General features: G+C 62.5%; 25 protein-coding genes. 8 read left to right on the top strand and 17 right to left on the bottom strand.

The genetic code is table 11. The features are described 5' to 3' along the window. Positions 1-89 precede the first annotated feature (89 nt). From B3H47_RS09505 to B3H47_RS09495, 3 genes are read left to right on the top strand one after another with little or no spacing between them, the layout of a single operon-like run. A complete protein-coding gene (locus tag B3H47_RS09505) occupies positions 90-344 on the top strand; it encodes a type II toxin-antitoxin system HicA family toxin (protein WP_286986822.1) in 255 nt (84 codons plus the stop codon). Then, entirely contained in the window at positions 341-679 is a 339-nt protein-coding gene (locus tag B3H47_RS09500; protein ID WP_286986821.1) for a type II toxin-antitoxin system HicB family antitoxin, read from the top strand. The genes B3H47_RS09505 and B3H47_RS09500 overlap by 4 nt, the downstream gene beginning before the upstream one ends. A 15-nt stretch (positions 680-694) precedes the next feature. Then, positions 695-1,024, top strand: coding sequence for a hypothetical protein (locus B3H47_RS09495; RefSeq protein WP_286986820.1), 330 nt, complete (start codon positions 695-697; stop codon positions 1,022-1,024). Between the two features lie 66 nt (positions 1,025-1,090). Here B3H47_RS09495 and B3H47_RS09490 read toward each other — a convergent pair whose 3' ends face one another. From B3H47_RS09490 to B3H47_RS09480, 3 genes are read right to left on the bottom strand one after another with little or no spacing between them, the layout of a single operon-like run. Next, positions 1,091-1,690, bottom strand: a complete 600-nt coding sequence (locus B3H47_RS09490; RefSeq protein ID WP_286986819.1) for a hypothetical protein — start codon at positions 1,688-1,690, stop codon at positions 1,091-1,093. Positions 1,691-1,699: 9 nt separating this feature from the next. Then, positions 1,700-2,611: a hypothetical protein gene (locus B3H47_RS09485; protein WP_286986818.1), complete on the bottom strand. Its 912-nt coding sequence runs from the start codon at positions 2,609-2,611 to the stop codon at positions 1,700-1,702. After that, on the bottom strand, positions 2,608-3,627 hold the full coding sequence (locus tag B3H47_RS09480; protein ID WP_286986817.1) for a hypothetical protein: 1,020 nt from the start codon (positions 3,625-3,627) through the stop codon (positions 2,608-2,610). Before B3H47_RS09480 ends, B3H47_RS09485 begins: the two co-directional genes overlap by 4 nt. 457 nt (positions 3,628-4,084) lie before the next feature. Here B3H47_RS09480 and B3H47_RS09475 point away from each other — a divergent pair, with 457 nt between their 5' ends. From B3H47_RS09475 to B3H47_RS09455, 5 genes are read left to right on the top strand one after another with little or no spacing between them, the layout of a single operon-like run. Next, positions 4,085-4,726 (top strand): hypothetical protein, encoded by a 642-nt coding sequence (locus B3H47_RS09475; RefSeq protein WP_064971523.1) that lies wholly within the window; start codon positions 4,085-4,087, stop codon positions 4,724-4,726. 59 nt (positions 4,727-4,785) lie between these two features. Further along, positions 4,786-4,995, top strand: coding sequence for a hypothetical protein (locus B3H47_RS09470; RefSeq protein ID WP_156055190.1), 210 nt, complete (start codon positions 4,786-4,788; stop codon positions 4,993-4,995). Between the two features lie 13 nt (positions 4,996-5,008). Next, on the top strand, positions 5,009-5,653 hold the full coding sequence (locus B3H47_RS09465; protein ID WP_064971524.1) for a VirB8/TrbF family protein: 645 nt from the start codon (positions 5,009-5,011) through the stop codon (positions 5,651-5,653). A 33-nt stretch (positions 5,654-5,686) separates the two neighbouring features. Beyond that, a complete protein-coding gene (locus B3H47_RS09460; protein WP_084440236.1) occupies positions 5,687-6,697 on the top strand; it encodes a TrbG/VirB9 family P-type conjugative transfer protein in 1,011 nt (336 codons plus the stop codon). Positions 6,698-6,738: 41 nt separating this feature from the next. Then, positions 6,739-8,202 carry a TrbI/VirB10 family protein gene (locus B3H47_RS09455; RefSeq protein ID WP_064971525.1) on the top strand — a complete coding sequence of 488 codons (1,464 nt, stop codon included), beginning with the start codon at positions 6,739-6,741 and terminating at the stop codon, positions 8,200-8,202. Positions 8,203-8,245: 43 nt separating this feature from the next. Here the strand turns inward: B3H47_RS09455 and B3H47_RS09450 are convergent, their stop codons facing one another. The 14 genes from B3H47_RS09450 to trbL all read right to left on the bottom strand — a co-directional run bounded on the left by B3H47_RS09450 (position 8,246) and on the right by trbL (position 24,660). Next, the gene (locus tag B3H47_RS09450; RefSeq protein ID WP_286986816.1) at positions 8,246-8,539 is read right to left on the bottom strand and encodes an HU family DNA-binding protein; all 294 of its coding nucleotides are present in this window, start codon (positions 8,537-8,539) and stop codon (positions 8,246-8,248) included. After that, positions 8,536-11,322, bottom strand: a complete 2,787-nt coding sequence (locus B3H47_RS09445) for a class I SAM-dependent DNA methyltransferase (protein WP_286986815.1) — start codon at positions 11,320-11,322, stop codon at positions 8,536-8,538. The genes B3H47_RS09450 and B3H47_RS09445 overlap by 4 nt, the downstream gene beginning before the upstream one ends. Before the next feature lie 42 nt (positions 11,323-11,364). After that, a complete protein-coding gene (locus tag B3H47_RS09440) occupies positions 11,365-11,898 on the bottom strand; it encodes a S26 family signal peptidase (protein ID WP_286986814.1) in 534 nt (177 codons plus the stop codon). Positions 11,899-11,966: 68 nt separating this feature from the next. Next, positions 11,967-12,503, bottom strand: a complete 537-nt coding sequence (locus tag B3H47_RS09435; RefSeq protein ID WP_286986813.1) for a hypothetical protein — start codon at positions 12,501-12,503, stop codon at positions 11,967-11,969. Between the two features lie 150 nt (positions 12,504-12,653). Further along, positions 12,654-14,543 carry a type IV secretory system conjugative DNA transfer family protein gene (locus B3H47_RS09430; protein ID WP_286986812.1) on the bottom strand — a complete coding sequence of 630 codons (1,890 nt, stop codon included), beginning with the start codon at positions 14,541-14,543 and terminating at the stop codon, positions 12,654-12,656. 112 nt (positions 14,544-14,655) lie between these two features. Beyond that, positions 14,656-15,243 (bottom strand): hypothetical protein, encoded by a 588-nt coding sequence (locus B3H47_RS09425; RefSeq protein WP_064971532.1) that lies wholly within the window; start codon positions 15,241-15,243, stop codon positions 14,656-14,658. Between the two features lie 66 nt (positions 15,244-15,309). Beyond that, positions 15,310-17,904, bottom strand: a complete 2,595-nt coding sequence (locus B3H47_RS09420; protein WP_286986811.1) for an ArdC family protein — start codon at positions 17,902-17,904, stop codon at positions 15,310-15,312. Position 17,905: 1 nt separating this feature from the next. Then, a complete protein-coding gene (locus tag B3H47_RS09415; protein WP_156052516.1) occupies positions 17,906-18,067 on the bottom strand; it encodes a hypothetical protein in 162 nt (53 codons plus the stop codon). After that, complete coding sequence (locus B3H47_RS09410; protein ID WP_064971534.1) at positions 18,060-18,266, bottom strand: hypothetical protein; 207 nt, start codon at positions 18,264-18,266, stop codon at positions 18,060-18,062. The genes B3H47_RS09415 and B3H47_RS09410 overlap by 8 nt, the downstream gene beginning before the upstream one ends. Positions 18,267-18,268: 2 nt before the next feature. Then, a complete protein-coding gene (locus B3H47_RS09405) occupies positions 18,269-19,897 on the bottom strand; it encodes an LPD7 domain-containing protein (RefSeq protein WP_286730207.1) in 1,629 nt (542 codons plus the stop codon). A 75-nt stretch (positions 19,898-19,972) separates the two neighbouring features. Further along, positions 19,973-20,776 (bottom strand): hypothetical protein, encoded by an 804-nt coding sequence (locus B3H47_RS09400; RefSeq protein WP_064971536.1) that lies wholly within the window; start codon positions 20,774-20,776, stop codon positions 19,973-19,975. Between the two features lie 15 nt (positions 20,777-20,791). Continuing rightward, a complete protein-coding gene (locus B3H47_RS09395; protein ID WP_064971537.1) occupies positions 20,792-21,526 on the bottom strand; it encodes a hypothetical protein in 735 nt (244 codons plus the stop codon). Between the two features lie 48 nt (positions 21,527-21,574). After that, positions 21,575-22,744, bottom strand: a complete 1,170-nt coding sequence (locus tag B3H47_RS09390; RefSeq protein ID WP_156052518.1) for a hypothetical protein — start codon at positions 22,742-22,744, stop codon at positions 21,575-21,577. Positions 22,745-22,857: 113 nt separating this feature from the next. Beyond that, positions 22,858-24,660 carry a P-type conjugative transfer protein TrbL gene (gene trbL, locus B3H47_RS09385; protein WP_064971539.1) on the bottom strand — a complete coding sequence of 601 codons (1,803 nt, stop codon included), beginning with the start codon at positions 24,658-24,660 and terminating at the stop codon, positions 22,858-22,860. Between the last annotated feature and the right edge of the window lie 101 nt (positions 24,661-24,761).

Genomic DNA, 24,761 nt, shown 5'->3' with positions numbered 1-24,761 from the left:
GTGTGGACACAGGGATATACCGTGAGGCGGCAGGCTCTGTGATAGCAAATTAACTTGCGAATGCAATCCTTATGCGCTATCATTAAGCAATGAACAGCAAGCATAAAAAGACGCTTGAAGCGATCTTCGCCAACCCAGTCAACGGCAATCTGGAGTGGGCGCGAATGGAAGCCTTGCTTGTGTCGGTAGGGTGCCGCGTCATCGAGGGAAGCGGATCATCCGTGACATTCGAGAAAGATGGGTTTCGCGCCCACTTCCACCGGCCTCACCCGCAGAAAGAAGCCTTGAAATACCGCGTCAGACTGGCGCGGGAGTATCTGGAAAAGATTGGAGCGACCCCATGAACAACGTCATGACTTACAAGGGCTACACCGCCAGCATGAGCTACGACCCGGACGACAAAATCCTGGTCGGGCGTGTGCTGGACATTGCCGACATCATCGGCTTCCACGGGGAGTCCGTGGCCGAGTTCGAGCAGTCCTTCCACGAAGCGATTGATGACTACATCGCCGCCTGCGCAAAGCTGGAGCAGGAACCCGAAAAGCCGGCATCCGGGAAGTTGATGCTGCGGATCGACCCCAGCATTCATGCGGCGGCGGCCAAGGCGGCTGCGCGCGAGGGTCAGAGCATGAACAAGTGGGTGGCGAAAGTGCTGGCAGACGCCACAGCGCATCGCTAAACGAAAGGAATACAAATGAACACGATCAAGCTGTGCTGGCTTTACTTCCGAAACGCTCTGGGTGCGGTTTCGCTGCTATGGCCGATCGCGCTGGCTGCCTGGGTGTTTCACATGGCGCTGGGTCTTGGCGATGCGGGCGGACTGTGGCTGGCGATCCTGGGCGCAGGGGCCGTGCTGGTGTTCTTCCGATCCTACTGGCGCCTGTGGGCGATCCTCTTTCCCGAGGTCTGGCGTTGGTCGCGCCCCTTGCGAGACAACCTGACCTATTGGGCTGCCCGCAAGATTCAGGCGGGCCTGTGGCGCATCCGCACGGACTGGAACGACCTGCGCCGGGCGCTCAAATGAAATCGCCGTGGGCGCGGCCACGGCGAAGAGGGGATTACGGACTCCGGCGTCCGGGTGGCTCACCGATCAGCGCCTGCCCCTGGACTGATCGGCCTGCAACTGCCGAATCTGCATCTGCATCTGCTGCATGACCGGCTGGTCGCGCCATTCCACCTGTTTGCCGCCCCACCAGTAACCCGCAATCGCGACCAGCAACGCCGCAGCGACCGCCGCAGCGACCTGCCACGAAAACAGGGTGTCCGACACAGCGCCCCGGATCGCCTCATGGGCTTCCTTGGCATCCATCTTGACCACCCGGTCAGTCAGGGCCGCCTCGAAGGCGGGCATCGCGGCTTTTGCGACGGCCTGCGCGATCTTGCCCGCGTTGATCTCCGGCGCGGGCACGTCGATCTCATGAGCGTTGATGTGCGGGCCGATGAGCCGACCCAGTTTCTCCGCGTCAATGCCGCCCGTGCTGATGTTTTGCACGGCCCGCAGCAGGGCTTCCTGATCGACGCGCGCCTGCTCCCGGCGGTTGGACAGGAAATACATCGGCAGGATCACGCCCCACTGGCTGTCGTTGTCGTCGAACTGGGTCGCAAGACGGATGGAGTCGATTTCAGCCTGCTGCTGCGAAGACAGACCGTCCGGGGCGAATCGCTCGATCAAATCGGAATAGATGCTCATGGCGTGCCCTCAAATTTCCTCAACGTCAGGACGGACGGCGAAGTGACCAGGCAAAGGGGCGTCCGGCTCTTCCGACTGCTCAGACTCCTTGCTGACGGCTTCCCGTTCCATCTCGGCCAGCCGCTGACCGGCGATCCCGCGAAAGGTCTTGACGGCGATCAAGGAACCCAGGCCGAGACGCTTGCCGCCGTTGACCGCCTTGTTGATCTCGGCATGGTGCAGCGGCGTGCGCGACAACTCAGCAGCGACGAATGGCGTGAGCACCGGCAATTCGATTTCGCGCCAGCCGCTCGCAAGGGCCTGCGTTCTGGTTCCGCTGTTGTTCCAATGCGCAAACTTGTCCCGCGTGCCGTGACGCATATTGAGGACGACGAACCCGCGTTCATAAAACTTGGGGAACTGGTTGAAACGATCCTGCAACTGCCGCACCGACTCATGGTCGGTGCCGATCACCCAGACGTGCACGGCGTTCAGCGCTGACATGACCTCGGTGACTTCACCCGCCTGCGCAATGGCGAGACCGGCCCCGGCAGGCAGAGAAAACACGATCCGGCCTTCCTCGTCTTCGGGCCAACCCTGAATCAGGCCGAAGACCTCATTCCCGACGGAAACCCACTGCTCGGGCGTTTCGATGCCGCGCATCACGGTGGAGACATCGCAATTGCCGACACGCTCATCGACGAATCCGCCCGGCCCGCACACGTCCTGATTCATCTCATCTGCATCAACAACCAGCAGGCGCTTGGCCGGGTGCGGTAAATGGAAACGCTCGGCCTGCATCAGCATGTCGGCGAGGGTTCGCGCGGTGAAGCTTTTGCCGACGCCGCCCTTGTCGCCGTCCACGAAATAGGTTTTGATCATCACGATCTCCAGTTGGTAGGTACACAACTGGATATGCGCGAGGGCGGCACGGCGAATCAATAAGGGATGCCGAGCTTCTTCTGCCTCTCGATCAAATCCTCGATTTCGCGCACCTGCCTGATCAGGCAGGCAAAGTCGTTCACCGCGATCCCGCCCACCTGGACTTTCCCGTTTTTGTCCACGACTTCTACATTCCGCTGATCGCGGGTCCTCAGGTGCAACCCGTACTTCTTGATAGTGGCCCGCGTTTGCGCGTCATGCACCGGCAGATAGCCACTCTTGCTGTTTTCCATCGCCACCGCTTCCGGCGGCCACCACGGTTCGTCGTAGGTGATCCGCCCGTCCGGGGTGAATTGCTTGAACGAATAGGGTTGGCCGGTTTTCTGATTGACCGGCGCTGGCTTGTCCCACAGCTTTTCCAGCCATTCCTGCGCGGCGGGCGTCAACTCGTCGGGCTTGACCTGCGTCGGATGCCGGTCACCAAACTGCGCGGCAATCCACTTCTTGGCAAGCTCCGAGCGTTCCGTGTGGGTCAACTCGCCGCGCGGGATGTCTGGGAACGGGGCGGGTGATGGGGTCTTGGCTGTAGAAACGGACGGGGCCGGACGCGCGGGGGCACCCGCAGCTTTCGCGGCAGGCGCAGGCGGGGCCGAAGGCGCGGCGGGCTGGGTGTCGTTTGTGGTTTTCTTTGCCCCTTGGGGTTGGGGTGCGGTTGCCGCAACCGATTTGGCTTGTTGCAGATCATCGCCCATTTCATTCTTTTTTGGGCGGTGACCGCGCGGCAATTTGAATTCGACGCCAGTCCCGTTGAGGCAGATTTGAATGGCGCGGACGGCCACATGATGGCTTACCCCGAGACGCGCGCTCACGATTTTGAGAATCGTGACAGAGGAAACGCCGCTGTCGAGCATTTCCGCAATCTTGTTCGAGTGCGGTTCCAGGTCGAGCGCCGCGCCTGCCGCGTCCTTGTGCGATTTCAACTGGTCAAGATCGATCCCCAGGAGGTAGGAGGTGCGGGACATTTTCTGCGATTTTTCGGGTTTCGGGTTCATCTTTAGCTCACTGATGGCGTCCATGCCTGGTTATGCCAAACACCGGCAAAAATTGGAGAACCGCTTTCGAACCGCTACACGAACCTGTTTGCAACCGCTTTCGAACCGCTACACGAACCTGTTTGCAACCGCTTTCTAACCGCTACACGAACCTGTTTTCAACCGCTTTCTAACCGCTACGCGAACCCCTGTTTTCAATTAACCACCATAAGACAGATAAAAAACAAGTACAGGGTAGGGGGCCGTGGCCACAATCCTCGAAACCGCCCGCGCTTCGCTTGTCGGTTTCTGCGTTTGTGCCCCGTCCCCACCTGCTCAGGCTCCGCCCGAGACCCGAAAGGCAGCGTTCTCGGCTGCGCCTTGAACGCCAAATCAATCGGCAAACGTACCCGCGTTGCGTGCGAGATAAGACCAGGGGGCAAGAAAGCAAAGTGCCGCCCCCGCGCATATCCCGGTATCTCCCATTCCTGGACATGCCGTCATGCGCACACCCACCGCAATCTACGCTGCCGCAACCCTGCTCGCGGCCAGTCTCGCCACCGCCCACGCCGCCACACTGACCGTGGGCTACGCCAACGTCAGCCTGAACACCGGAAACGGTTTGTCGTCGAGCGTGCCCGCGCTGCACCTGGCCGCTCAAGCAGAGCTACCTGACGGGTACGACGTCACCGCCAGCGTCACCCACGGCAAACGCGAAGCGGCGAGCGACACGGACGCCCACGTTGCCATCAACGGAAATTTGCCACTGGCAATCGGAACCATTCAGCCCGGCCTGGTGACGGGTTACACCCGCATTGACTACAGCGGCAGTTACTTCCATGACGGCCCCGGCTGGCGCATGGCGAGCGGCTACGCCGGCGCGCGCATCGGCTATCTGTACGCGCCGACCTCGGATGTCTCGCTACATGCTGCGTTCGAGTTTGGCCGCAACTTCGCGACCCAATACACGCAGCGCCCGACCATCGGCGGGCTCTACACCGCAGCCGACATCGGCGCCTCCCTGCGCTTTGGCCCTGGCGCGCTGACCGTCGGCGCGCGACTGATGAATTTGCCGATCAGCCAGGACAGTGGTCTGCACATCCGGACTGCCGAGTACCGCATCGGCTACGCGCTGACGTTCTGATCACCGATCTGCCGCCCCTGCGTATATCCCAGCATCCCAACACATTCGGAGATGCCGAAATGTCCAGCAGCAGCCCGCCCATCACCGCGCGCACGAAAGTGCCGCCGCCACAAAACAAGGCCGTGCATCACTTTGTGCGCAGCCTTCGCCGCTCATCAGAACTCGGCTGGACTGTCGGCCTCGATCTGCAGCGCGCCTGGGGAATCCGCCCCGCGTCCTCACGCCGTGCCGCCCCTGCGTATATCCACTCAAGCAGTTCCCATCCTTGAAGGAGAACCCGACATGGCTCAAGCCAACCCTTACCTCAATGCCCGCCGCGAGTGGGACGAGCGCTACGGCGACCAGATCGCCCGCGCCAAGTCCTGGCGCATCGCCGCCATTGCCGCACTTGCCGTGGCGTCCGTCGCCGTAGCGGGTGTGGCCTACATCGGCGCGCAGAGCAAGATCAAGCCCTTTGTCGTTGCCATCGACAAGATGGGCAGCCCGATTGCAGTGGCCCAACCCAGCAACGGCTCTGGCGTGACTCAGCGCATCATCGAAGCGCAACTTGCCAACTGGATCGTCAACACCCGCATGGTGTTGCCCGACCAGACCGCGCAGCAAACGCTGCTCAACCGCAGCTACGCCATGCTGTCCAGCAATGCCGCCAGCACGGTCAGCGACTGGTTCAAGGCCAACAGCCCGTTCGGTGCGGCCTACACCGTCAACCCGCAGGTCAACAGCGTGTTGCCGACGGGCGCCAACACCTACCAGGTGAACTGGACGGAAGTCAAAGCCATCCCCGGGCAGAACAGCACGACGACGCACTGGAAAGCGCAGATCACCGTCGGCGTGGACGCCAAGCTGGCCGACAAGCCGCAAGTCATGCTCGACAACCCGCTGGGCATTTTCATTCAGTCCCTGAACTGGACGCAGAGCGTGTCCTGATCCACCCCGATTCCATCCCCCGGAGAAACCCCCATGAAACGCACTCTTCTTGCCGTCGCCCTGTCGGCCTCTTTCTTTGCCCCTGCCTTTGCTGGCGGGTCGGCGCCTGACAACGGGCGCGTCAGCCATGAACTCCAGCGTTTTCGCGTCGTCCACCGGGCGATCCCGGTCGGCACGCCCGACAACGGGCGCACCAGTCATGAACTGGTGAACCAGACCCCGCCCGTGCCGCTGTCGTACCGGGCGACCGACGCCGCCGCACAGCAATGGCTGCAAACCGGCGTCGCCAATGACATCATCGGTACGAACGGGCAAGTGATGTACGCCTACGGCCAAAGTCGCCCCACCATCACCTGCGCCCCGCTGCATGTCTGCGTCATCAACCTGCTGACCGGCGAGCACATCACCAGCCTGAGCATCGGCGACTCGGTGCGCTGGCTGGTGCAACCCACGAATGCCGGGGAGCGACCCATTGTGATCGTCAAGCCGACGCAAGCCGGGCTGGTCACCAATCTGGTCGTGACCACCGATGCCGGACGGGTCTACTACATGACCCTGAAAAGTGATGCGCACGACTATGTGCCACTGGTCGGCTACTACGACCCGCAGCAACTGGTCATCAACATGCAGCAGCAGGCCGCACAAGCACGCGCCGCCGAACAAGCCAAAGCCGAAGCCAAGAAGCAGGCCGTGGTTGCCCCGCTGGGCAACATCGACCCGGCCAAGCTGGACTTTGATTTCACCTGCACCGCGGATAACGGCAATGACGATACGAACATGCTGCCGGTGCGCGTGTTTGCCGGTGGCGGCCACACCTACCTGCAGATGCCGCAGTCGATGAAATTCACCGATGCGCCCGCTGTGTTCAACACCAGCAATGGCAACACCGAACTGATGAACAGTCGCCTGGTGCATGGCTACTACGTTCTTGACGGCCTGCCGAGCAAATTCAACCTGACGCTGGGTGTCGGAAAGAACGCGCACACCGTGGTGTGCCAGCACGGCGGGCAAAGCAGCGCCGGCTTCTTCGGCTGGGCGCGCTGATCCATCTGCGGCAGCGAGCCCCCAACACAGAGGCAAGAAACATGAATGACGACAACCAACCCGCAGGCGCAATTGAAGGGGCAGCGCTGCCCGTCCCCACCGCGCCCGCCGCAGAACTTCCCCCGATCGCTGACGTGATCGGGCCGGGAAAGACCAAGGGCGGAAAAGATGGGGGCAAAGGCGACGGAAAGGGCAAGGGCATGAAGCTCAAGGCCGACCCGAAGCAAGGCAAGCGCCTGTCCAAGAAAAGCAAGACGCTGATGTTCGGTGGGTTGACCGTGCTCAGCGCGTTGATCCTGATCGGCATCGCCACATCGGGCAACAAGTCCGCTCCTTCCGAAGCCTTGTCAGCCAGCAGCACGGATCAGGTCGGCATGAGTACGCCGCCCGCACCGAGCGCGGCGCAAACGAGCGCGTTCACCGTGCGCGGCGCTGTCACACAGGCGACCGCCGCATCCGCTCCCGCGCCTACAGCCAGCGGTGCAGGGGCTGCACTGGCACATCCGCAGGGCGCCACGCTGCAACCGGGTCAACCGACGGCTTTGACGCCCGCGCAGAAATATCACCAGTGGCTGGTTGACCAGCATTACAAGCGCCTGGAAGGGCTTGTGCTGGCGGACCAAAGCGCCAACCTGGCGGAGACCGGCGTCGGCGGAAAGGGCTTGATGCAGACTGCCGGGACGAACCAGGCCAGTCCGCAAGACTTGCTGGCGTTGCAGCATCAACTGTCGCAAGCCATGGCGCAAAACCCGCAGGCCGCGAACGATCCCAATGTGCGCAAATTGATGGCTGCGCTGAGTGGGATGAATGGGGCGAGCGGGATGGGCGGCGCTGGTGCGCAGTCCAGCAATCAAGGTTTCCTGGACGTGCAGCAGAACAAGGACGGCAACGGCTATCTGCAAGCCGCTGTGCAGCCCAAGGCGTCCAACCATGAACTATTTGCCGGCTCGGTCATTCCTGCCGTGTTGCAAACCGGCATTGATAGCGACTTGCCGGGGACGATCACCGGCATGGTGCGGCAGACCGTGTACGACAGCCTGAACCCGAGCGTTGTCCTGATTCCGCAAGGCACCAAAGTTATCGGCTCGTATAGCAGCGACGTGGCCTATGGCCAGAGCCGCGTGCTGGTGGCCTGGAACCGGCTGATTTTCCCCAACGGATCGATGATCGACCTCAAGGGCATGATCGGCGCGGACGGGCAGGGCGAAAGCGGCTTGTCCGATCAGGTGGACAACCACTACGCGCGCATCTTCGGCAGCGCCATTCTGATGAGCATGCTGGGGGTGGGGGCGCAGTTGAGCCAACCGCAGACCGGCAGCGCACTGACCACGCCAAGTGCCAGCCAGCAGGCTGCAGGAGCCTTGTCGCAGCAGATCGATACCGTCGGGACGAACCTGCTCAACAAGAACCTGAACATTCAGCCGACGCTCAACATCCGGCCTGGCTACACGTTCAATGTGCTGGTCAACCGGACGATGATTCTGCCGCCGTACTCGGGGAGTTGAGAGCAGAGCATCGCAGGGAAGGGCGGCTGAGGCCGCTCTTTTTTTACTTGTCCGACGACGCGGACGGCTCCAGCCCCTGCAATGGCTTGCCCGGTTTGAATTTTGGAAACCGGGTCGCTGCCTTCTGCATAGGCTCGCCCGTCCTCGGATTGCGCGCTAGATGAGCCTTGCGCAGCGAAGCGCTGAAAACGCCGAAGTTTCGAATTTCCACCCGCTTTCCCTCGGCCACCGCCCGCATGATGACGCTCAAAATGACTTCTACAGCCTCTTCGGCATCTTTGCGCACAAGGTGAGGGTGGTTTTCCAGCAGGCTGTCGATCAGTTCGGAGCGGGTCATATCGGCGCCTCGCGCCGATCCCGCTTTTTCAGGGGCGGCAGCAGACTCGTCAGCCGCTGATACAGGCTGAACAAAAACGCCACGCGCGGGGCGTCGGCGCGGTCGCCTTTGTAGCCATAGGCGGCGTCCACGGCGCGGTCGTTGGCCTGGTGGGCTTTGCGCAGTTCGGCGGGCATGGTCAGCGGGTCGTAGAGGTCGGCCAGGGTGGCGTCTGGATAGCGGGCGCGGGCGTCGAGTATGGCGTGGCCCGCGGCCTCGATGGCGGCGCGCTGCGCCTCGGTCGGCTCGGGCCAGGGGAAGTTGTTGTAAACGATGCTGGCGGAATAGCGATAGCGGCTTTCGAGCCTGCCGCCCACGGCGCGCAGCCAGGCGTTGTGCAACGTGCTGTTGAGGAGGGCGAAGTGGTAGGGCGTGGCGTCGGGGATCATCAGGTTGGCGTTGCCGATGATCGTCGATACATCCGCATAACCAAGCGGTATGTATTCCCTTGTTTCAGATGAGTGACAGGGCACAATAATCAGGCGCCCTTCGTCAGGTTGGCGGATCTCTTGAAACAGATATGGCGTGGCAGCGCTTTCCTGCGTAGGCAGCTTGGTGCTTTTGAGTCGCATCGCTTTGACCGCCTGCACCCGGCGATAAACCTCGGGCATGGCGCGCAAATCTGTCGGAGAAATGCCCACCATCCACAGGCAGTAACGCGGCAGTTTGTTGATGAACTCGTCCGCACCGAGAAACGGACGTATCCACTTGGCCGCATGCGGTTCGCTCTGCAACAGCGCGGCACGTTCTTCCGGTGAGAGCAGCAAATGCCCGCCGTCCGTCGGCTTGCTGCCGTAAACCATCTCCGGCACGTTCTGTATCGGCGTTCTGCGGCTGGTCATCACCACATCCGGCGCATCCACCAGATACGGATTGATGCGCTTGGCCGCGATGCGCTGGCCGTCGCTCTTGATGTCTTCGCTGTAATCGAACAGGGTGCAGCGCTCGGGCTCGCGCAGGCCGAAGCCAATGATGACGCAATGCACCGCGGCAATGCCCTTGCCTTCATTGCTCCACTGAAAGGTGCGGTGGGCGAAGCGAATCTTCACCCCGGCCTGCAACAGCGTGGGCCATAGCGCGGCCACCTGCTCGCCCTGGGTGACGGAGTTGGTGGAGACGAAGGCCACGTCGATTGCCGGGTTGCGCTGAATGTAGGCGGCGGCTTTGGCGTACCAGGCGGCGACGAAATCGAGCACGCCCGCACCTTTGACCTTGGCGAACACCGGTGCCATGTCGGCCTTCTGCTCGTCGCTCTGGTTGCTCTTGCCCACAAACGGCGGATTGCCCAGCACATAGCGGCACTGCTCGGGCTCAAGCACCTCGGCCCAGTCGGTGCGCAGGGCGTTGGCGTGGTGGATGTGCGGGCTATCGACCAGCGGCACGGTGGGCCGGGTGGTGCCGAAGCGCTCGGCGGCTTCGAGGTTCATCTGGTGGTCGGTGATCCACAGCGCCACGCGGGCGATGTGCGCGGCGGACTCGTCAATCTCGATGCCGTAGAACTGGCTCACGCGCAGGCGCGACAGGGTGGAGACGTCGAGCAGGCCGCGCGTCTGCCCGCCTTTGCTGAACAGCAGCTCGATGACTTCGTTCTCCAAGCGGCGCAGTTCGCGGTAGGCGATGACCAGAAAGTTGCCGCAGCCGCAGGCGGGGTCGAAAAAGGTCAGCGTGGGCAGCTTGTCGTACAGGGCTTGCAGCCGGGGTTTGCTGTGGCGGGCGGCGGTGAGTTCGTCGCGCAGGTCGTCCATGCACAGGGGCCTAAGCACGCGCAGGATGTTGCGCTCGCTGGTGTAGTGCGCGCCGAGTTCGCGGCGGCTGGCCTGGCGGCGTTCGTCCGGCGAGTGCGCTTCGAGCACGCCCTGGAACATGGCGCCGAAGATGGCCGGGGAAATGCCCGACCAGTCGAGGTCGATGCAGCGCATGAGCAGGGTGCGCAGCGCAGCGTCAAAGGCGGGAATGCGGGTGCGCTCGGCGAACAGGCTGCCGTTGACATAGGCGAAGGCGCGCAGGTCGTCGTCGAGGGTGGACTGGCGCTCGGCTTCGGCGGTGTTGAGCACGTCGAAGAGTTGGGAGAGCGTGGCGCCGAGGTCTTTGCCGTCGGCGCGGGTGCGCTCGACCAGGCGGCGGAACAGGCCGTTATCGCCAAAGATGCCGGTGTCGTCGGCGAACAGGCAGAACAGCAGCCGGGTGAGGAAGACTTCGAGATCGCGCCCTTTGAAACCGGCTTCAAGCAGCCCTTCATGCAGCTTTGAAATGGCGTAGGCGGCATTGCGGTTGATGGGCGATTCTTCAACGATCTGCGGGGCCTCGTCTTCGAGCAGGAAGCTGAACCAGTTGGCCTTGCCCGGGAGACTCTTGAGGGACGTTTCCCAATGCTGGCCTTCGCGCAGGTCGTACAGGCGGATGCGGGCGAAGTCGGAGGTAATGATGAAGCGCGGGCGCTCGGCTTCGGGCAGGGCCAGAAAATAGTCGGCGGCCTGGTCAAAGGCTTTGTCGAGATCTTTGCCCCGGCTCTTGTGTTCGACGATGAGCTTGCCGGGGATGAAGCTGTCGATGAAGCCGCGCGCGCCGCCGAGCTTGTCCACGGCTTTTTCGTAGATGGTGGCCGACTCGGCGCGAATGCCAAAACACTCGTAGAAGCGTAGCCAGAAAGTCTTGGCATCGGCAGCCTCTCGCTGGGCGTTGGCCCATTCCTTGGCGAAGGCGGTGAGGCGGCGGCGGATGTCGAGGGCGGAAGGGCTAGGCATGGGCGGTGTCGAATCAATCGTGCAACCGCAAGCGTAGCGAACTCAGCCCGCCGACCGTGCAATCACCCGATCCCGCTGCACCACCCCCCAATTCCGGCTGTCGAACGACACCTTCGGATCGCCAGAACCAAACGTCCAATACTCGCCATCCGCAAGCCGGTGTACACCGAAATCAGCGGGCAGCGTCAGCCCTGGCCAAGCCTTGGGGCGAACAATCACTCGGCTCTGGGGCAGCAAATGCCCGTTGACCGACACCCCTGCCGATGACACGTCCACCACATCGCCCGGCACGCCGACAACGGTTTTCAGAAACGGCGCACCGCCGTTGGGGCACGCGCCATGAACCATGAACGGATAGAGCGCCACAGGGGGACAAAATGAAATCAGGTCGCCGCGACGAATCACAGTCTGCGCCGTCACGGGCGCCAAGCGGTATAAGCCCAGCGGCTCGCTGGGGGTGGTGTTGAACCGCCATCCGGTCGCCCAGGCAGAACCGATCGCTGACGCGACGATCAGGCCAAGGACGGCAGGCCAGCGCAGACGATGCCAGTTCCCGTGGCGAATGGTGATCTTCATGTTGGCCTCACGAAAGATGGCCCGGCGAACCTTGCGGCTGGCCGGGCCTGATTCAAGCGGCTGTCGGCTTACCCGCCGATGCCAACACCCTGATCAGGGGCGCGCTGCGGCTGCGGTTTGGGTTGCTTGGGTTCCTGGACGTGGAGTACAAGCTTCTCAGGCCGCTCTGCGCGCGCCTTGGCGATGTCGTACTGCTTTTGAGTCAAAAGCAAATGCTCTTTTTCCGGTTGCCGTGGCCAGACGATCGTGCGGGCGACGTGGGTCATCACCCAGCCGTCACGCTTGCGCTCAATCTGAGCTTCCAGGGTGTTTTGCGAGTACTTATAGGCTTTTGCTGTCGGCCCTTCAGGCTTGATGTAAACCACAGCACCGGGGCGGTCAGCCGCGGGGATTTTGAGCGCTTCAAGCCGTTCTTCCGCCTTGTCCGCAGCCAGCCAGATGGCGGATGGGGAGATCAGGTTTTTTTCGATCTTGCCGCGGGCGGCGTCAATCGCCGACTGGATCGCCTTTTCAGACGCCCTGTCAGCTTCCTCGCCAGTCTGCTTGTTCCGCCCGGCCCCGGCGATGAGGATGGGTTTTTCAAGCTTGCCGTTTTCTTTCATCATGATGCATATCTCCAAGAGATGGACGCGGTGTGACCCGCGCGGTCAGCGTGGAGCGGGCGCCCCACGCATAGGGATATGCACGGGGGCGGCACGAATAGAAAAAGCCCGGCGAACCTTGCGGCTGGCCGGGCTGACCGAAGCGGCAAGAACTCAATCCTTGCCCCTGCCTGTCTCTTTTGGCGGCGGCACGGCGCAGCGGGCGGCGAATTCGGGGTCTTTGTAATAGATGATCTTTTTTGCATAGATCGGCGCATGACCGGCCACGAACACCAGTTCATCCTCGGGCGGCAGGCGCATGCATTCGTCTGCTGTCAGTAGCGGGCGAGACACGATCTGCTCATTCGTGTTGACGTTCTGCAGCACCACAGCCAGGCGGTTGCCCGAATACTGCCGCTGCGTATGCTCCACCGTGGCCGTGCCCGCCATCTTGCTCAGCAGCTCCGCCGTCTCAATCTTGTTGGGCGCGTAGGCGATGCGGATGTGGCAGTTGCTGATGATGGATTCGTCCTTGGTGTAGGCCGCATAAAGCTGGCTCAAATCTTGAACGATGAGCAATGCCTTCATGCCATAGCCCGCGATGAACGCCAGCGCTTCCTGGAACACGTCCAGCTTGCCCAGCGACGGAAACTCGTCGATGGCCAGCAGCAGCCGGTGCGGGTAGCGCGACTTGCCGCCACCCTCATCAAAGTCCATGCTCTCGGTGAGTCGCCGAACGGTCTGGTTCAAGATCAGGCGCAGGAGTGGCTTCAGACGGTCCTTGTCCGATGGCGAGACCACCAGGTACAGGCTGGTGGCCTGCTGCATCAGCGATTCCAGCGTGAAATCCGAAACCCGCGTGTTCTCGGCCACGATCGGATCGCGGTAGAGCGACAGGAACGACAGCGCGGTGGACTGCACGCCCGACGCCTCATTGCCCGCTTTGTTCAGGAACGACTGCGCGGCCTGCGCCGCGGCCCGCCAGCCGTGCGCCGAGAACTCATCGGCCAGTCCGTCGTTGAGCATGGCATGCGCCGTATCCCGAATCGCCGTCATCACGGCGGCAGAGCCTTCCATGCGCTTGCCCCCGCCGCCCTCTTGGTCTGCGGCAGCGTCGGCCAGTTGCTCGGCAAGCTCGCGGATCGGCCCGCCGTCGGACAGAATGGCCTGCACGGTGGAAAGCGACTTGTCCTTGATTGGGTCATACAACAGCACGAACAGCACGATGCCCGTCATCAGGTCGAAGCCGGTCTTGGCCCAGTGGTCGTTCAGGCCCTTGCCGTCAGGGTCGACAATCATGGTGGCGATGTTCTGTACGTCCTTGATCAGATTGCCGTCCATGCGGATTTCCATGAGCGGATTGAAGCGGGCCGAATCCGGGCTGGCCGGGTCGAACTTGATGCAGCGCTGACCCAACGCCTTGCTGCGCCAGCCGGATGTGAAGTGCCAGCATTCGCCCTTGATGTCGTTGACCAGCACCGAATGCTTCCAGGACAGCAGCGTGGGCAGGATGATGCCCACGCCCTTGCCGGAGCGCGTTGGCGCGAACGCCAGGATGTGTTCAGGCCCAGCATGGCGCAGGTACTGGTCGTCGTAATCGCCAAAAAACACCCCGCCTGCATTCTTTTCATCGGGCAGCAGTCCGGTGGCCTCGACCTCTTCGGGTTCGGCCCAGTGCGCCGAACCGTGCAGATCGTTCTTCTCGCCTGCAGCCTTGCGCGTGCGCCGGAATGCCAGGGCCACCGGCATCAGCAGCGACAGAAGCCCGCCCACACCCATGATGAGGTGCGCGTGCTCAAAGACTTTCATGACCGCCAGGCCGTAGTCGAGCGAGTTGTATTTCCACGTCCACACCAGGATGTCGAACGGGAAATACACGGCGGGCGCGATCATGGGTTTGCCCAGCATCGGACTCCACTGCAATGCCCAGGCGGCGTATTCCGTGGCGGCCCACATCGAGACCAGCACGATCATGGTGAACAGGCCCAGGGCCGTCCACACGAAGCGGGTGATGTCCTTCTGCGCGCGGGGGATGTGGTACAGGTCGGGTTGGTGTGTGCTCATTTCTTTGCCCCTTGGGGTTGGTTGGATACCTTGATATGCGCGAGACCGGCAACAAAAAAGCCCGGCGCGCATCCCTGTGGCCGGGCTTGTGCTGCGCGACAAAGTGCGGGGTTTAGAACGTCATCGCGTAGCCGACGCTGAAGCGGCTGACGTCGATGTTCAGGCCAGCGGACACGGGCAAGCGGGTGTAGTCGTAGCCGACCTGCACCATGCCAGAGCCAGCCGCAAAGCCCACGCCCGCGTTTGCGCCCAGGTAAGTGCCGTTTTCAGCGCCGGGCACGCCGGACACCCCGAACGAGCGTCCAACCTTCGCGCCGCCGAACAGTTCAACCGGGTCTGCATCGACCGCAGCCTTGACGCCAACAGCAACGTGCTTGGCGGTGTAGGCGTTGATCTTGTCGTAGCCGATTTCGGCATACGGGGTCACGGCAGCAGACTTGCTGACAGTCACTGGCATGCCCGCAAACACGGAGAACTGTCGGGCATAGACACCTTCGCCGTGGCCGTCGGCCAGATTGCCGCCGAAGGCGACCGGGCCAGCTTGATCGGAAACACCCAGAGCAGCCTGCGGAACCGAGGCTGAAACGCCACCGGCTCGGATGCTTGATGTCGCGATGCCGCCGGTCACGCTCAAGCCACCCGCAAAAGCAGGGGCAATGAAAGCTGCGGCGAGGGTAGATGCGAGGAAGAGTTTTTTCATGATCTATTTAAGAAGAGCAAGCGGAAGTCCCGCTTGCTCGGATATGAGAAAGGGCGGCACTGCGCGTCAGCGTTCCAACCCCACGGTCGCGCGCGGGGCAGGGCGGGACGGGCGCGATGGGATGTCGCGCTGCTCCGGCTTGAATCCCAACTCCGCTGCCTTTCGGTCTTCCTTGGCGAGGATCTGACGATGCTCTTCGATGGCCGGCGCGAACTTCTCTTTCAGATCGGGGTATTCATCGAGCACATGCTGAGGCGGCATGCTTTTGGGTTCCATGCCTGGCGGGCGAACCGCATCTAGCATGTGGTCGTACAGCGCGTTATTGACCCGGTTTTTGTGCATCATGCGCAGGGCATCCTCTGCGGTCGGCCCCTCGGCATAGCCCATCAGTTCACCACGCTGCGCGCTGCCGTTGAACACGGCCCACTCCCGCCCATGGTTCGGGCCGAGTTTCTGCGCCGTGGCAACGGTGGCGAACTCGGCAAAGGTCAGTTCGTGAGGCTGCTTGGACAGCAATTCATTTTCACGCAGAAGTGCCTCCTGCATCCTGTCGGACGCGGAGGGTGCGGATTGAACCTCGGGCTCACCCTTGCCGCGAATGGCCGTCACGCCCAGACTTTTTCCATGCTCAGCCATCAGAAGCTGTTTGGCCGCCTGGTCGAGTTCAGCGACGCGCTCCGTCGGCGACAAGCCGTCCTTGACGGGGACGGGAATGTCGTCCCATCCCTGTGCGATCACAAAGCCACTGGACCGGGTATTGACGTTCAGGATTTTCTCGACGGTTCCCTTGCCGTGCGTGAACTCGCCGCCTTTGTTTCGGTTCTTGTCCAGCAGGAAGGTCTTTTCGTAGGAGCCGCCCTTTTTGCGCTCCCACCCGCTGGCTTCCAGGGCTTCATGCAGGGTTGGCGGTTTACCCGTGGGTTTGCCTGCCTCTGGATTCAGCCCGCCGTCCACGCTCGGGCCGATGTCTTTTTCTGGCACCAGGAAGGAATAGGTTGCCATCTCGGTGAGCAAGCCTTCGTGACGCCCCATGAAAGGATCGGACATGGAGACCGGCCAGCCGACGCCTTGCTTTCCGACCCAGTCCTTGACGCAGGCGGCTTCGCTCTCGCCCAGTCCGCTTTCATCGCGGTTGACCAGAGCGCTGCCCCAATGCGCGGGCGCGTCGATCTCGATGGTCTTGAGCTTGCCTTGCGCCGGTTTGGGCTGTTGTACTGAGTCAGCCGCCAATTCCGCCACATTTACCGAAGCCTGCCGTTCCTGCGTGATCTGCAGGGCCTGCTCTTTGGCGAGTACGTAGTCCACCGCCTTGCCCGCTTCGGCTGCGGCCCGGAAGATTTCGTTCTTATCCTGCTTGAGCACCTTGGCCCAGGACTGCAGATAGGCGGTGTGCTGGTCATCGTCGTGCGGGATGCCGGTTTCCGCCGACATGAACGCCGAGAAAAGCTCGGCGCGCAGTTCTTCCTTGGCGTACCCCTCGGAGCCGAACGCATGCTTGCCGGTAATGCCCTCACGGTTCAACCGCTTCTCAGCGCCCGTGGCGTGTCCCATTTCGTGCAGCGCCGTGCCGTAATAGCCCTCAACCGACTTGAACGTATCGCGTGGGGGGAGGGCGATCAAATCCCCTGCCGGGGAGTAATACGCACTTGACCCTTGGTGCACAAAGCGCAGACCGTCTTCCTGCATCGCGGCCATCAGCCGCTCGCCGCGCTCAACGACCGGGATGTTCTGGCGGGGGGCGAGTGGCGGCAGGTTGAGGCCCTCGCATTGCTCCGCGTTGAACACGACGTAGCTGCGCCCGACCAGTAAGTTCAGATCGCGCTCGGCCTGTTTCCAGGTGTAGTCGCGGGACATAACCCCGGCCCCTGTGCGTTGTTCGTGTGTGACCGTGATCTGACCTGGCGACACGACGCGCCCGCCGACCAGATGCACGCCCTCAGCATCGACCCCGCGCTTCGCGTCGACCGCGACAACGCGCCCGCCGAGCGTGAGTTCGACATCCTTGCGCGTCCAGAACGGCTTGTTGTCCCAGCGCTCAATCATCACGCCTTTTTCGCCCTTGCGGACATGTCCGCCCAAGTCGTTCGACTGCTTGACGGTCATCCAGCGCGGGTCGGTGTAGCCCTTTTCCATCGCCGCTAGGCCCAGCACGACGCGGTTGCCGCCAGCGTAGGGTTTGTCGGACACTGCGTTGCGCGGCAGTCCCTGCATCGTGTACCAAGGCTTGTCCCACGGCAGTGCGTTGCTGGAGTCGATGGCGGCAATCACTTTGTCGGTGAACTCCTGGCGGAAGTCGCGCGGCGGGGCCTTGTCTTGCAACTCTTTCTTTGCCCCTGCCTTTGCCTTTGCGCCGCCAGAGGCGGGCGCTTCTTGCTGCCTCGCAGGCGTAGCATCCAGTGCTTCTTGCAGCAAGCCCATGTTGCGCAGGTCCGGCAGATCAACCGAGACCGTGCGGTTCGCGTTGATCGTCAAAGCGCCATCTGGCACGGCGCGGAAGGCGTCGGCGATGGTGCGCGCGTTGGGCGAGTCATAGCGGGCGTTGATGATGTCGGCAAAGTCGGAAAACGAATAGGCGCCAGGGCCTTTGTCGGCCACAAGAAAGCTGTAAGCCTGCACGCCAAGGCGCAGGTCGGGACTGAGGTCTTCGATTGCGGTGTTCATCTCACACCCCCAGTCCGATGTCTTCGACGCCAAGCTCCAGCGCGTCCATCAGCGCCCGCTCCTGCTCAGCATCCGCGTCGTCAATGGCGGCAAGATCGTGATCGATGACGGCGCCTACGCGCTGCGCGTCGCGCGCAAGAATTTCAGTGCTTGATTCATTCATGACGGTTCTCCAAATCCTGGTTGATTTCTTTCAGTAGCCCGGTGATCTGGTTTTCGATGCGCCACGGCAGGCCCATCGACCAATCGACGCCGGACAGATCGCAACCGACCCATTCGGCCAGACAAAAAACAAGCCGGTCGTCGAGGCCCAGCGCTTCACGCACCAGGGCCTCGCGATCCGATTGGCTCAAGCGGCTCACGGTCAGAACCCGATGCCCTGGCCCATGTCCATGCCCCGCCCGGTACGCCCGGAGCGGAAGACGGCAGGTGCGGGGATGGCTTTTTCTTCGGACTTGATCTCGCGCTCTTGCTTCTCTTCGCGGCCCTCCTGCTTGGCCGCTTTCTCCGCGATCTCTTTGTCCAGCGCCTTGTCCGCATTGCGCACCAGAAGGCTCTTTTCGTCGGCCTCCTGCGCCTGGGTCTGCGCGGCGCTGCGTTCGACTTCCTGTGCCTTGGCGATGCTTGCGGCCACTTCCTCGTTCTCGCGCACGCGCTCACCAGCAGTCATGTAAGCCACCTTGAACACTGGCTCCAATTCCTTGTCGAGCGATTCGCGGGTGCGAATCACGCGGTCATCGCGCACGATCACCACGTCCCGTGCCAGTTCCGTCAGGGAACCGTTGCGGGTCAGGTTGGGCGCGAGTTCCTTGAGCTTGCCGATGTCCACGCCACCATCGGGTTTGCGCAGATCGGCTTCGGCCAGAATGTGCAGCGCGACGTTCTGGGTTTCGCGAAACGCGGCACCGGCGGCCAGCACGCGCTCGGCAGGCATGACCACCACGCCATCGCCGTTCGCAGTGACACCCAGCGTGCCAGCCTGCTCGACCGTCAGCGGGTCAGCGCGCAGTTGCACCGGGCCTGTGCGCTCGGCAATCGGCTTGGCCACCGCCAGGTCACCCGTGATGCCGCGCTCGACGCTGGGCATCACTGCCCGCTTGAGTTGCGGGTTGGTGTCGCGGCCCTTTTTCCAGGCCATCAGCACTTCGGGCTCACTGTTCTGCAGCGGGTAGCCCAGCTTGCCCGCGATCTCCGCGGCTTTAACCTTGAAGGCGAGATCGCCGGTCAGCATCAACCCCTTTTGCAGATCGAACTTTTGCGCAGAAATCTTCAGCGCCGCCTCGATGTCGCGGTCATCGTTGCGCTGCACGTCCAGGCGAGAGCCGCGGTCATGGATCACGGTGCGCAGGCCGCGCTTGTAGTGAATCTGGCCGTCCTTGTCGATGTTGTTCACCAGGTCGGACAACGTGACCGCTTTGGGCGGCACACCACCGAAGCCTTCAATGCCGGAATCAGGAGCCTTCTTCGCTTCTTCCAAAAGCGACTCCAGCACGGGATCACCAGGGTTTTCCTGCGCCTTTTCGCCCAGGAAATCGACCCAGCGCGCCGGGCGCGGCATGGACTTGTCCAGTTCGCGCGCGGCGGCATCCTTGCGGGCCTCAAATTCCTCGACCAGCACGGCGGTTTCCTTGGCCAGCAGGCTGTCGTGCAGGTGAGCATCCACGCCCTCGGCAGTCAGCGATTCCGAGCGCTTGGCGCGAGCTTCCTCGACTTCGCCCTGCAGCTTCATCCAGCGCTCGCGCCAGTCCGCGTCGAAGGCGTCGATGGCGGTGTTGCGCTCGGTGCGCTGCGGCGCGGTCAATTCCTCGTATTCGTGGAGCAGATCGATGCGCTTTTGCTGCTCAACGGAAAGCTCCGGGTCAGCGTTTGCGGAAACATCGGGGGCAAGAGATGCGGACGGGGCGGGCTGCGCCTCGACCTCTGGTTGTTGATGCGGTTCGGCGGCAACTTTGGCCTGGGAAATCAGGGAGTCGAGGGTATCGAGTGCGCTCATGGAGTTCTCCGAAATAGGGTCTGTATGACTGGATATGGCGTGGACACGGCACGCTGCAGCAACGCCTCGCCTGGATCAGCGCTCGATGTCGGCCATGGGTTGGCGCTGCACGGACACGGGCCGGCCCTGGACAAGCGTAGGAACCGGCACCTTGTCCCACTTCTGGGCGTTGGCGATGGGTTCGCGGATGGTGCGCTTTGCGGCATCCTGGAGGGTCTTGTCGCGCCGGACTTCATCGAGCACGGTTTCTGGCGCCGGAAACAGCTTGTCTGCCCACTTGTGCGCCTCGGCCATCACGCCCAGCAGGTTTTTCTGCTCCGGGCCATAGTCGATCTGCGCCACCTTGCCATCCACAGCCCGCGCGGCTTCGTGTGCTGCACGTTTGGATGCAACGGTGTTGTCGGGCACCACAACAATGTCCTTGGCCTTGAGCGTGTTCTTCGCGAACTCGGCCACCGACTTCATGTTGTCCGGCGTGAACGAGGGAAGCACAATCGCCCGTTCCCCTGTCGCGTGGTAAATCGCCAGTGCGGACGCCACGGAATGCGTGACGACGACCTGGTTGCCGAACTCGACCGGGTCGGGCGCGTCTTTTGCAGTCATCGGCTCGCCCGCCATCATCTTGAACCGCATGGTTTCGGTCACAGGAATGATGGAAAACGACGCGGCGCCGAACTGCGAACCAGGGTAGATCGCCGCTTTGTCGGGGTTGACCTCGACTTTCTGCGCGCCGTCCAGTCGCAGCGTCTCGCCGACGACACGGAAAACCGGTACGGCGAACTGCGCAGGCTCGCCGCGCATCGCGGCAGCCATCGCCTGCCGGGTGAACTCGGGGCTTTGCTTGCCGAAGTCGGCTTCAAACTCGGGGTTCTTGAACATCGTGGGCTCCTTGGTTCAGCGGCCAATTTCAGCAATTGCGCGGGCGGGGTGAGACAACCCTATGGCTGGGGGCGGCGCGGCGTTTGAAATCGGCTCAAGAATCAGTCGACGGACATCGATGTCCCTCGCTTGTTCGGTCGCGTCGATCAGCGCTGACATGAGGTTGTTTTGCCCAGGCTGGAATGGCACGTTCGCCACCAAGGCGCCTGTTTCACGCGCCGCATTGCGCGCCAGCGCCCGCGACAGAATGTTGTTGTCGGGCACGATCACCACGTCAAAGCCAGCGGCGCGCATGTCGGAGGCCACCGCGCGAAAGTTCTCCGGGCGCATGGCTGCGATCGCATTTCGGCCGCCTTTCGCGCTTATTGCCAGTGCGGACTGGGAACTATCAGTAATAACCACCTTTGGCATCGCTCTGTTGAGCTCTTCGAGCTTGGGCAGTATTCCGTTGGCGGCGCCCAGCCGTTGATGGAATTGCTCGTAGCGCCACGGGGCGGCAAATGCGGCAGGATGGAGGCTTTGTTCTACGCCACTGTCCGGATACAGTGCGCTGAACTCGGCACGGTCGGCGCCATGCAGGCGCAACTTATGTATCGAAACCAGTTGCAGGGTGTCGCCAACTGGCGCGAGGACAGGAATCAAAAATGATGTTTCTTGGCCTGCGAGCGCCCGGCGGATGCCGTTGTCGAAATTGGCATTGCTAAACGCTTTGAGCCTCTCAAAATTGAAATTCGGGTCGTGGTCGTCCATAAAGAGTCTCCAGATGGGGATGTATGGATATAGCGTGGACACGGCATATCAGCGGTTAAGTTCGGCGTAATGCTCGATTTCCTCGCCCCTGTTTTTCTGCAGCAGATCGAACGCATCCACTCGATCAGCCCGCACCTGATCCGGCGAACGCGCTGCATCAATAAATTCGCGCACTGCGGCCATGCCTGCGCGCAGGTCGTGCTTGCGCTCTATGAGCAGGTCGTGCGCGTCGAAGCCGGGCTTGTTGCTGTCCACCAGCGCGACTTTCCCGCCGCAAATTTCGGCCGCCTCGACGGCCTTCTTGATTCCGACGAAATCGGACTTGCGAAGGTCGTTGTCGGCGGCGATCACCACTTCGTGCGATGCCGCCACTCCCGACGCCTTGAGCCAGCGCGCGAGAGCGGGCAGGTTGTGCGCGGACAGCGCCGCCAGCACCACGGTTTCTTTGCTCCCTGCCGCGGCCCACTGCGCCGTCGCCGTGCGCACCGCTTGCCCGGTGCGAACGCCCTCTGTGACGACAATCCGCGTGCCAGACGGAAGCCAGTCGGCGCCGATCTTCGCGCCAGCCTCGAAGAATGACTGGCGAAGCGGCAGCGGCACGAACGCGCCAGCCGTGCGCGAACCCGAAACGATGTACTTGTCCGGGGTCGCTGTTGTGTCCCGTAAAAGCTGCTGCGCGCCGCAAAGCTCGATGGACAGCGACCCTGGCGCGACAGGACGGAACAACGGGGCAATGAGATCGCCAGCATGCCGGTGCCCAGGCGGAAACTCACGCAGCCCCCCAGGGTGTACCCACGCGCCGCCCTTCACGAATTGCGGGTGATCGTCGCGTGGGAAAACTTTGGCATCCCATGCTGCGCGGACACCGGAAACACATGTGGGGTCAACGGGCTCGACCGCCGGTGGCGGCACCAACGCGCGTGATGGCGCATGGCGGATCGTTGACAGGTCAATGCCAAGGTCGCGCGCCGTGATGTAAGCCGTGGGCGACCCATCTTTTGCTTCTCGCCCAGCCCGCCAAGGAGCGGGGAGATCAACTCCGCCGCGATGCGAGGTGACGACCGCGATGCTGTCTTTGATCAGGATCGTTTGCGCATCGGACGATCCCGCGCCGTCGTTAGCCCGGTACATCGTGCCGTCGCGGCCTTGGTGCGGCTTGCCGATTCTCCAACCTCTGAACTCAAGATCGTTCAATACAGCCTGCTCGAATGCGGACATAAAAAATCCCCAGTAGTGCTTCTACGGGGATATGCGCGCGGGCGGCACGGCATAAAAAAGCCCGGCGCACCTCGCGGCTGGCCGGGCTAATCTCGGGAAGGGAAGGGCGAGCGTCAGTCGATGTGGTTCATCCGAATGCTCACACCGCCGGATTGCCCGTCGTGTGACAACCCAGGTTTGCGACGGTTTGCCTCGTATTGCAGGCTCTGCGCCCCACTCTTTAACGTGTCCGCCAAGCTGCGGCCCTTTGGCTTCGGCGCGTTGTCTTTTTCGAATTGGCGCTGCGCGGCAGAAGCATCCGCAGCGTTGGCCGCAGGCGAAGCATCGGCGCTTGCGCCGATTTGCGACTGAGTAGAAGCAAAGCCATTGCCACCCGGCGTTGAGCCAACCGTCGTGCGCGCCGAAGACAGCCCAGCTTCTTGTGTCGCTGGCGCATCGGCTTTGCCAAGTTCCGCGCCGGACTTCACGCCCTCTACAGCCTTGCCTGCGCCCTCTGCGGCTTTGCCTGCAACCTTGCCAGCGCCCTCTACAGCTTTGCCTGTCGCCTCAAGCCCCTTGCCTGCGACCTTGCCAGCCGCTTCGACACCGGTTCCGACCGCCGCACCCACCGCGGCAATGGCCTGCCCGGCAACCGGGATGACATTCGCAGCGCCGGACGCAGCCTTGATGCCGGTTCCAGCGGCAGACCCCGCGGCGCTAACCCCTTGCCCCGCTGTCTGCAAGCCCTTGCCCGCACCGGACGCCAAGGATTCCAGTCGCGAAGTGCCAGACACCCCGCCGACCGGACCGCCGCCCAGCATCGCACTACCGCCAATGCCGCCTTTAGCTCCACCCGATCTTGAGTCTGGAAGCAGCCCTGCAAGCGCGCTTGCGCCTCTCATACCCGCAGCGCCGCCAGCCAAGCCCGCCGCAATCGGAGCCACAGCCATGCCGCCTGCAGCGGCCCCGGCGTTCGACAGGCTCATGGCGGGCGAGCCATTCATCATCGACCCGGCAATGCCCGGCACCAGATAGCCCACCGCGCCATAGGCCAGCGCAGTCGCTCCCGCGGTCAGGAAGTCCACCGGGCCGACGACATTGTTTGGCGGCGCACCGGCCTGCACGGCCGCCCAGTGTTGAATGATGATGTTCGCAAGCTGTCCGCCAAACCCAGCAACCAGGTAAATCGTGAACAGCTTGATGCCGACACTGACCGCGTAGCCAAAGTATTTTTCAGCGAAGGGCAAGGTCCAGCGGCTTCCAGCGAACCCCAGCATAAGCGCACCGCCGCCGATCACGATGTAACTCTCGATCGTCGTGATCAGCAGCTGGATCGCGATGGCGAGGAAGCCGAGAATGATCATCAGCCCTGTCATGCCGATGAAGATTGCCGACAGAAATCCTTGTCCAAGCGCGGCGATAGAGTCGCCGGGGTGAAAAATGCTGATGCCGCTGGACGTTTGCTGCCCGTTGATGCCATTCGCCACGGAAATCACTTTCGCCGCGGTATTGATGCCAGCGTCCAGAATTTCTGACGGCCCGACCGCGCTTGAAATGGACGTCGCCCCGCCGCCGCCGACGGTCTGCCCGGCCTGGACGAAGCTGTTGATGATGGGGGGAATCCAGGTCGGCGCTTCGGTCAACAGCATGGCGAAAAACGCGATGCCGAGAATCTTGAGCGTTATCGAAGTCAGCAGTTCACCGAGGTCGTTTTTGCGCAGCGTGTAGTTGATCGCAGCCCAGGCAAACTCCAGCCCCGCGAGCCCGAAAAACAGCGGGCGGGCGAGATTGAGCGATGCGGTCATCCAGCCCGTCGATGCCGACTGAAACGCGGTTTGAATCTGGTCGAGGACGCCATTGCCTGCGTATGCGGCAGGGGCAGCGAGGGCGAGCAGCAGGAGTGGCAGGAGCCAGCGCTGGGGGCGGTTGATTTTCATGGGTCACCTGTTGTTGCGAGGGTTGTCAGGTGGATATGCGAGACAGCGGCACCGATGCGACCGCGCCGGAAAGAACAAGGGGCAAGGAAGCCACGGGTTCC

This window comes from Thiomonas sp. UBA7699 (assembly GCF_002482605.1).
Classification (GTDB): domain Bacteria; phylum Pseudomonadota; class Gammaproteobacteria; order Burkholderiales; family Burkholderiaceae_C; genus Thiomonas; species Thiomonas arsenitoxydans.
This window is presented reverse-complemented; position numbering and strand designations above follow the sequence as displayed.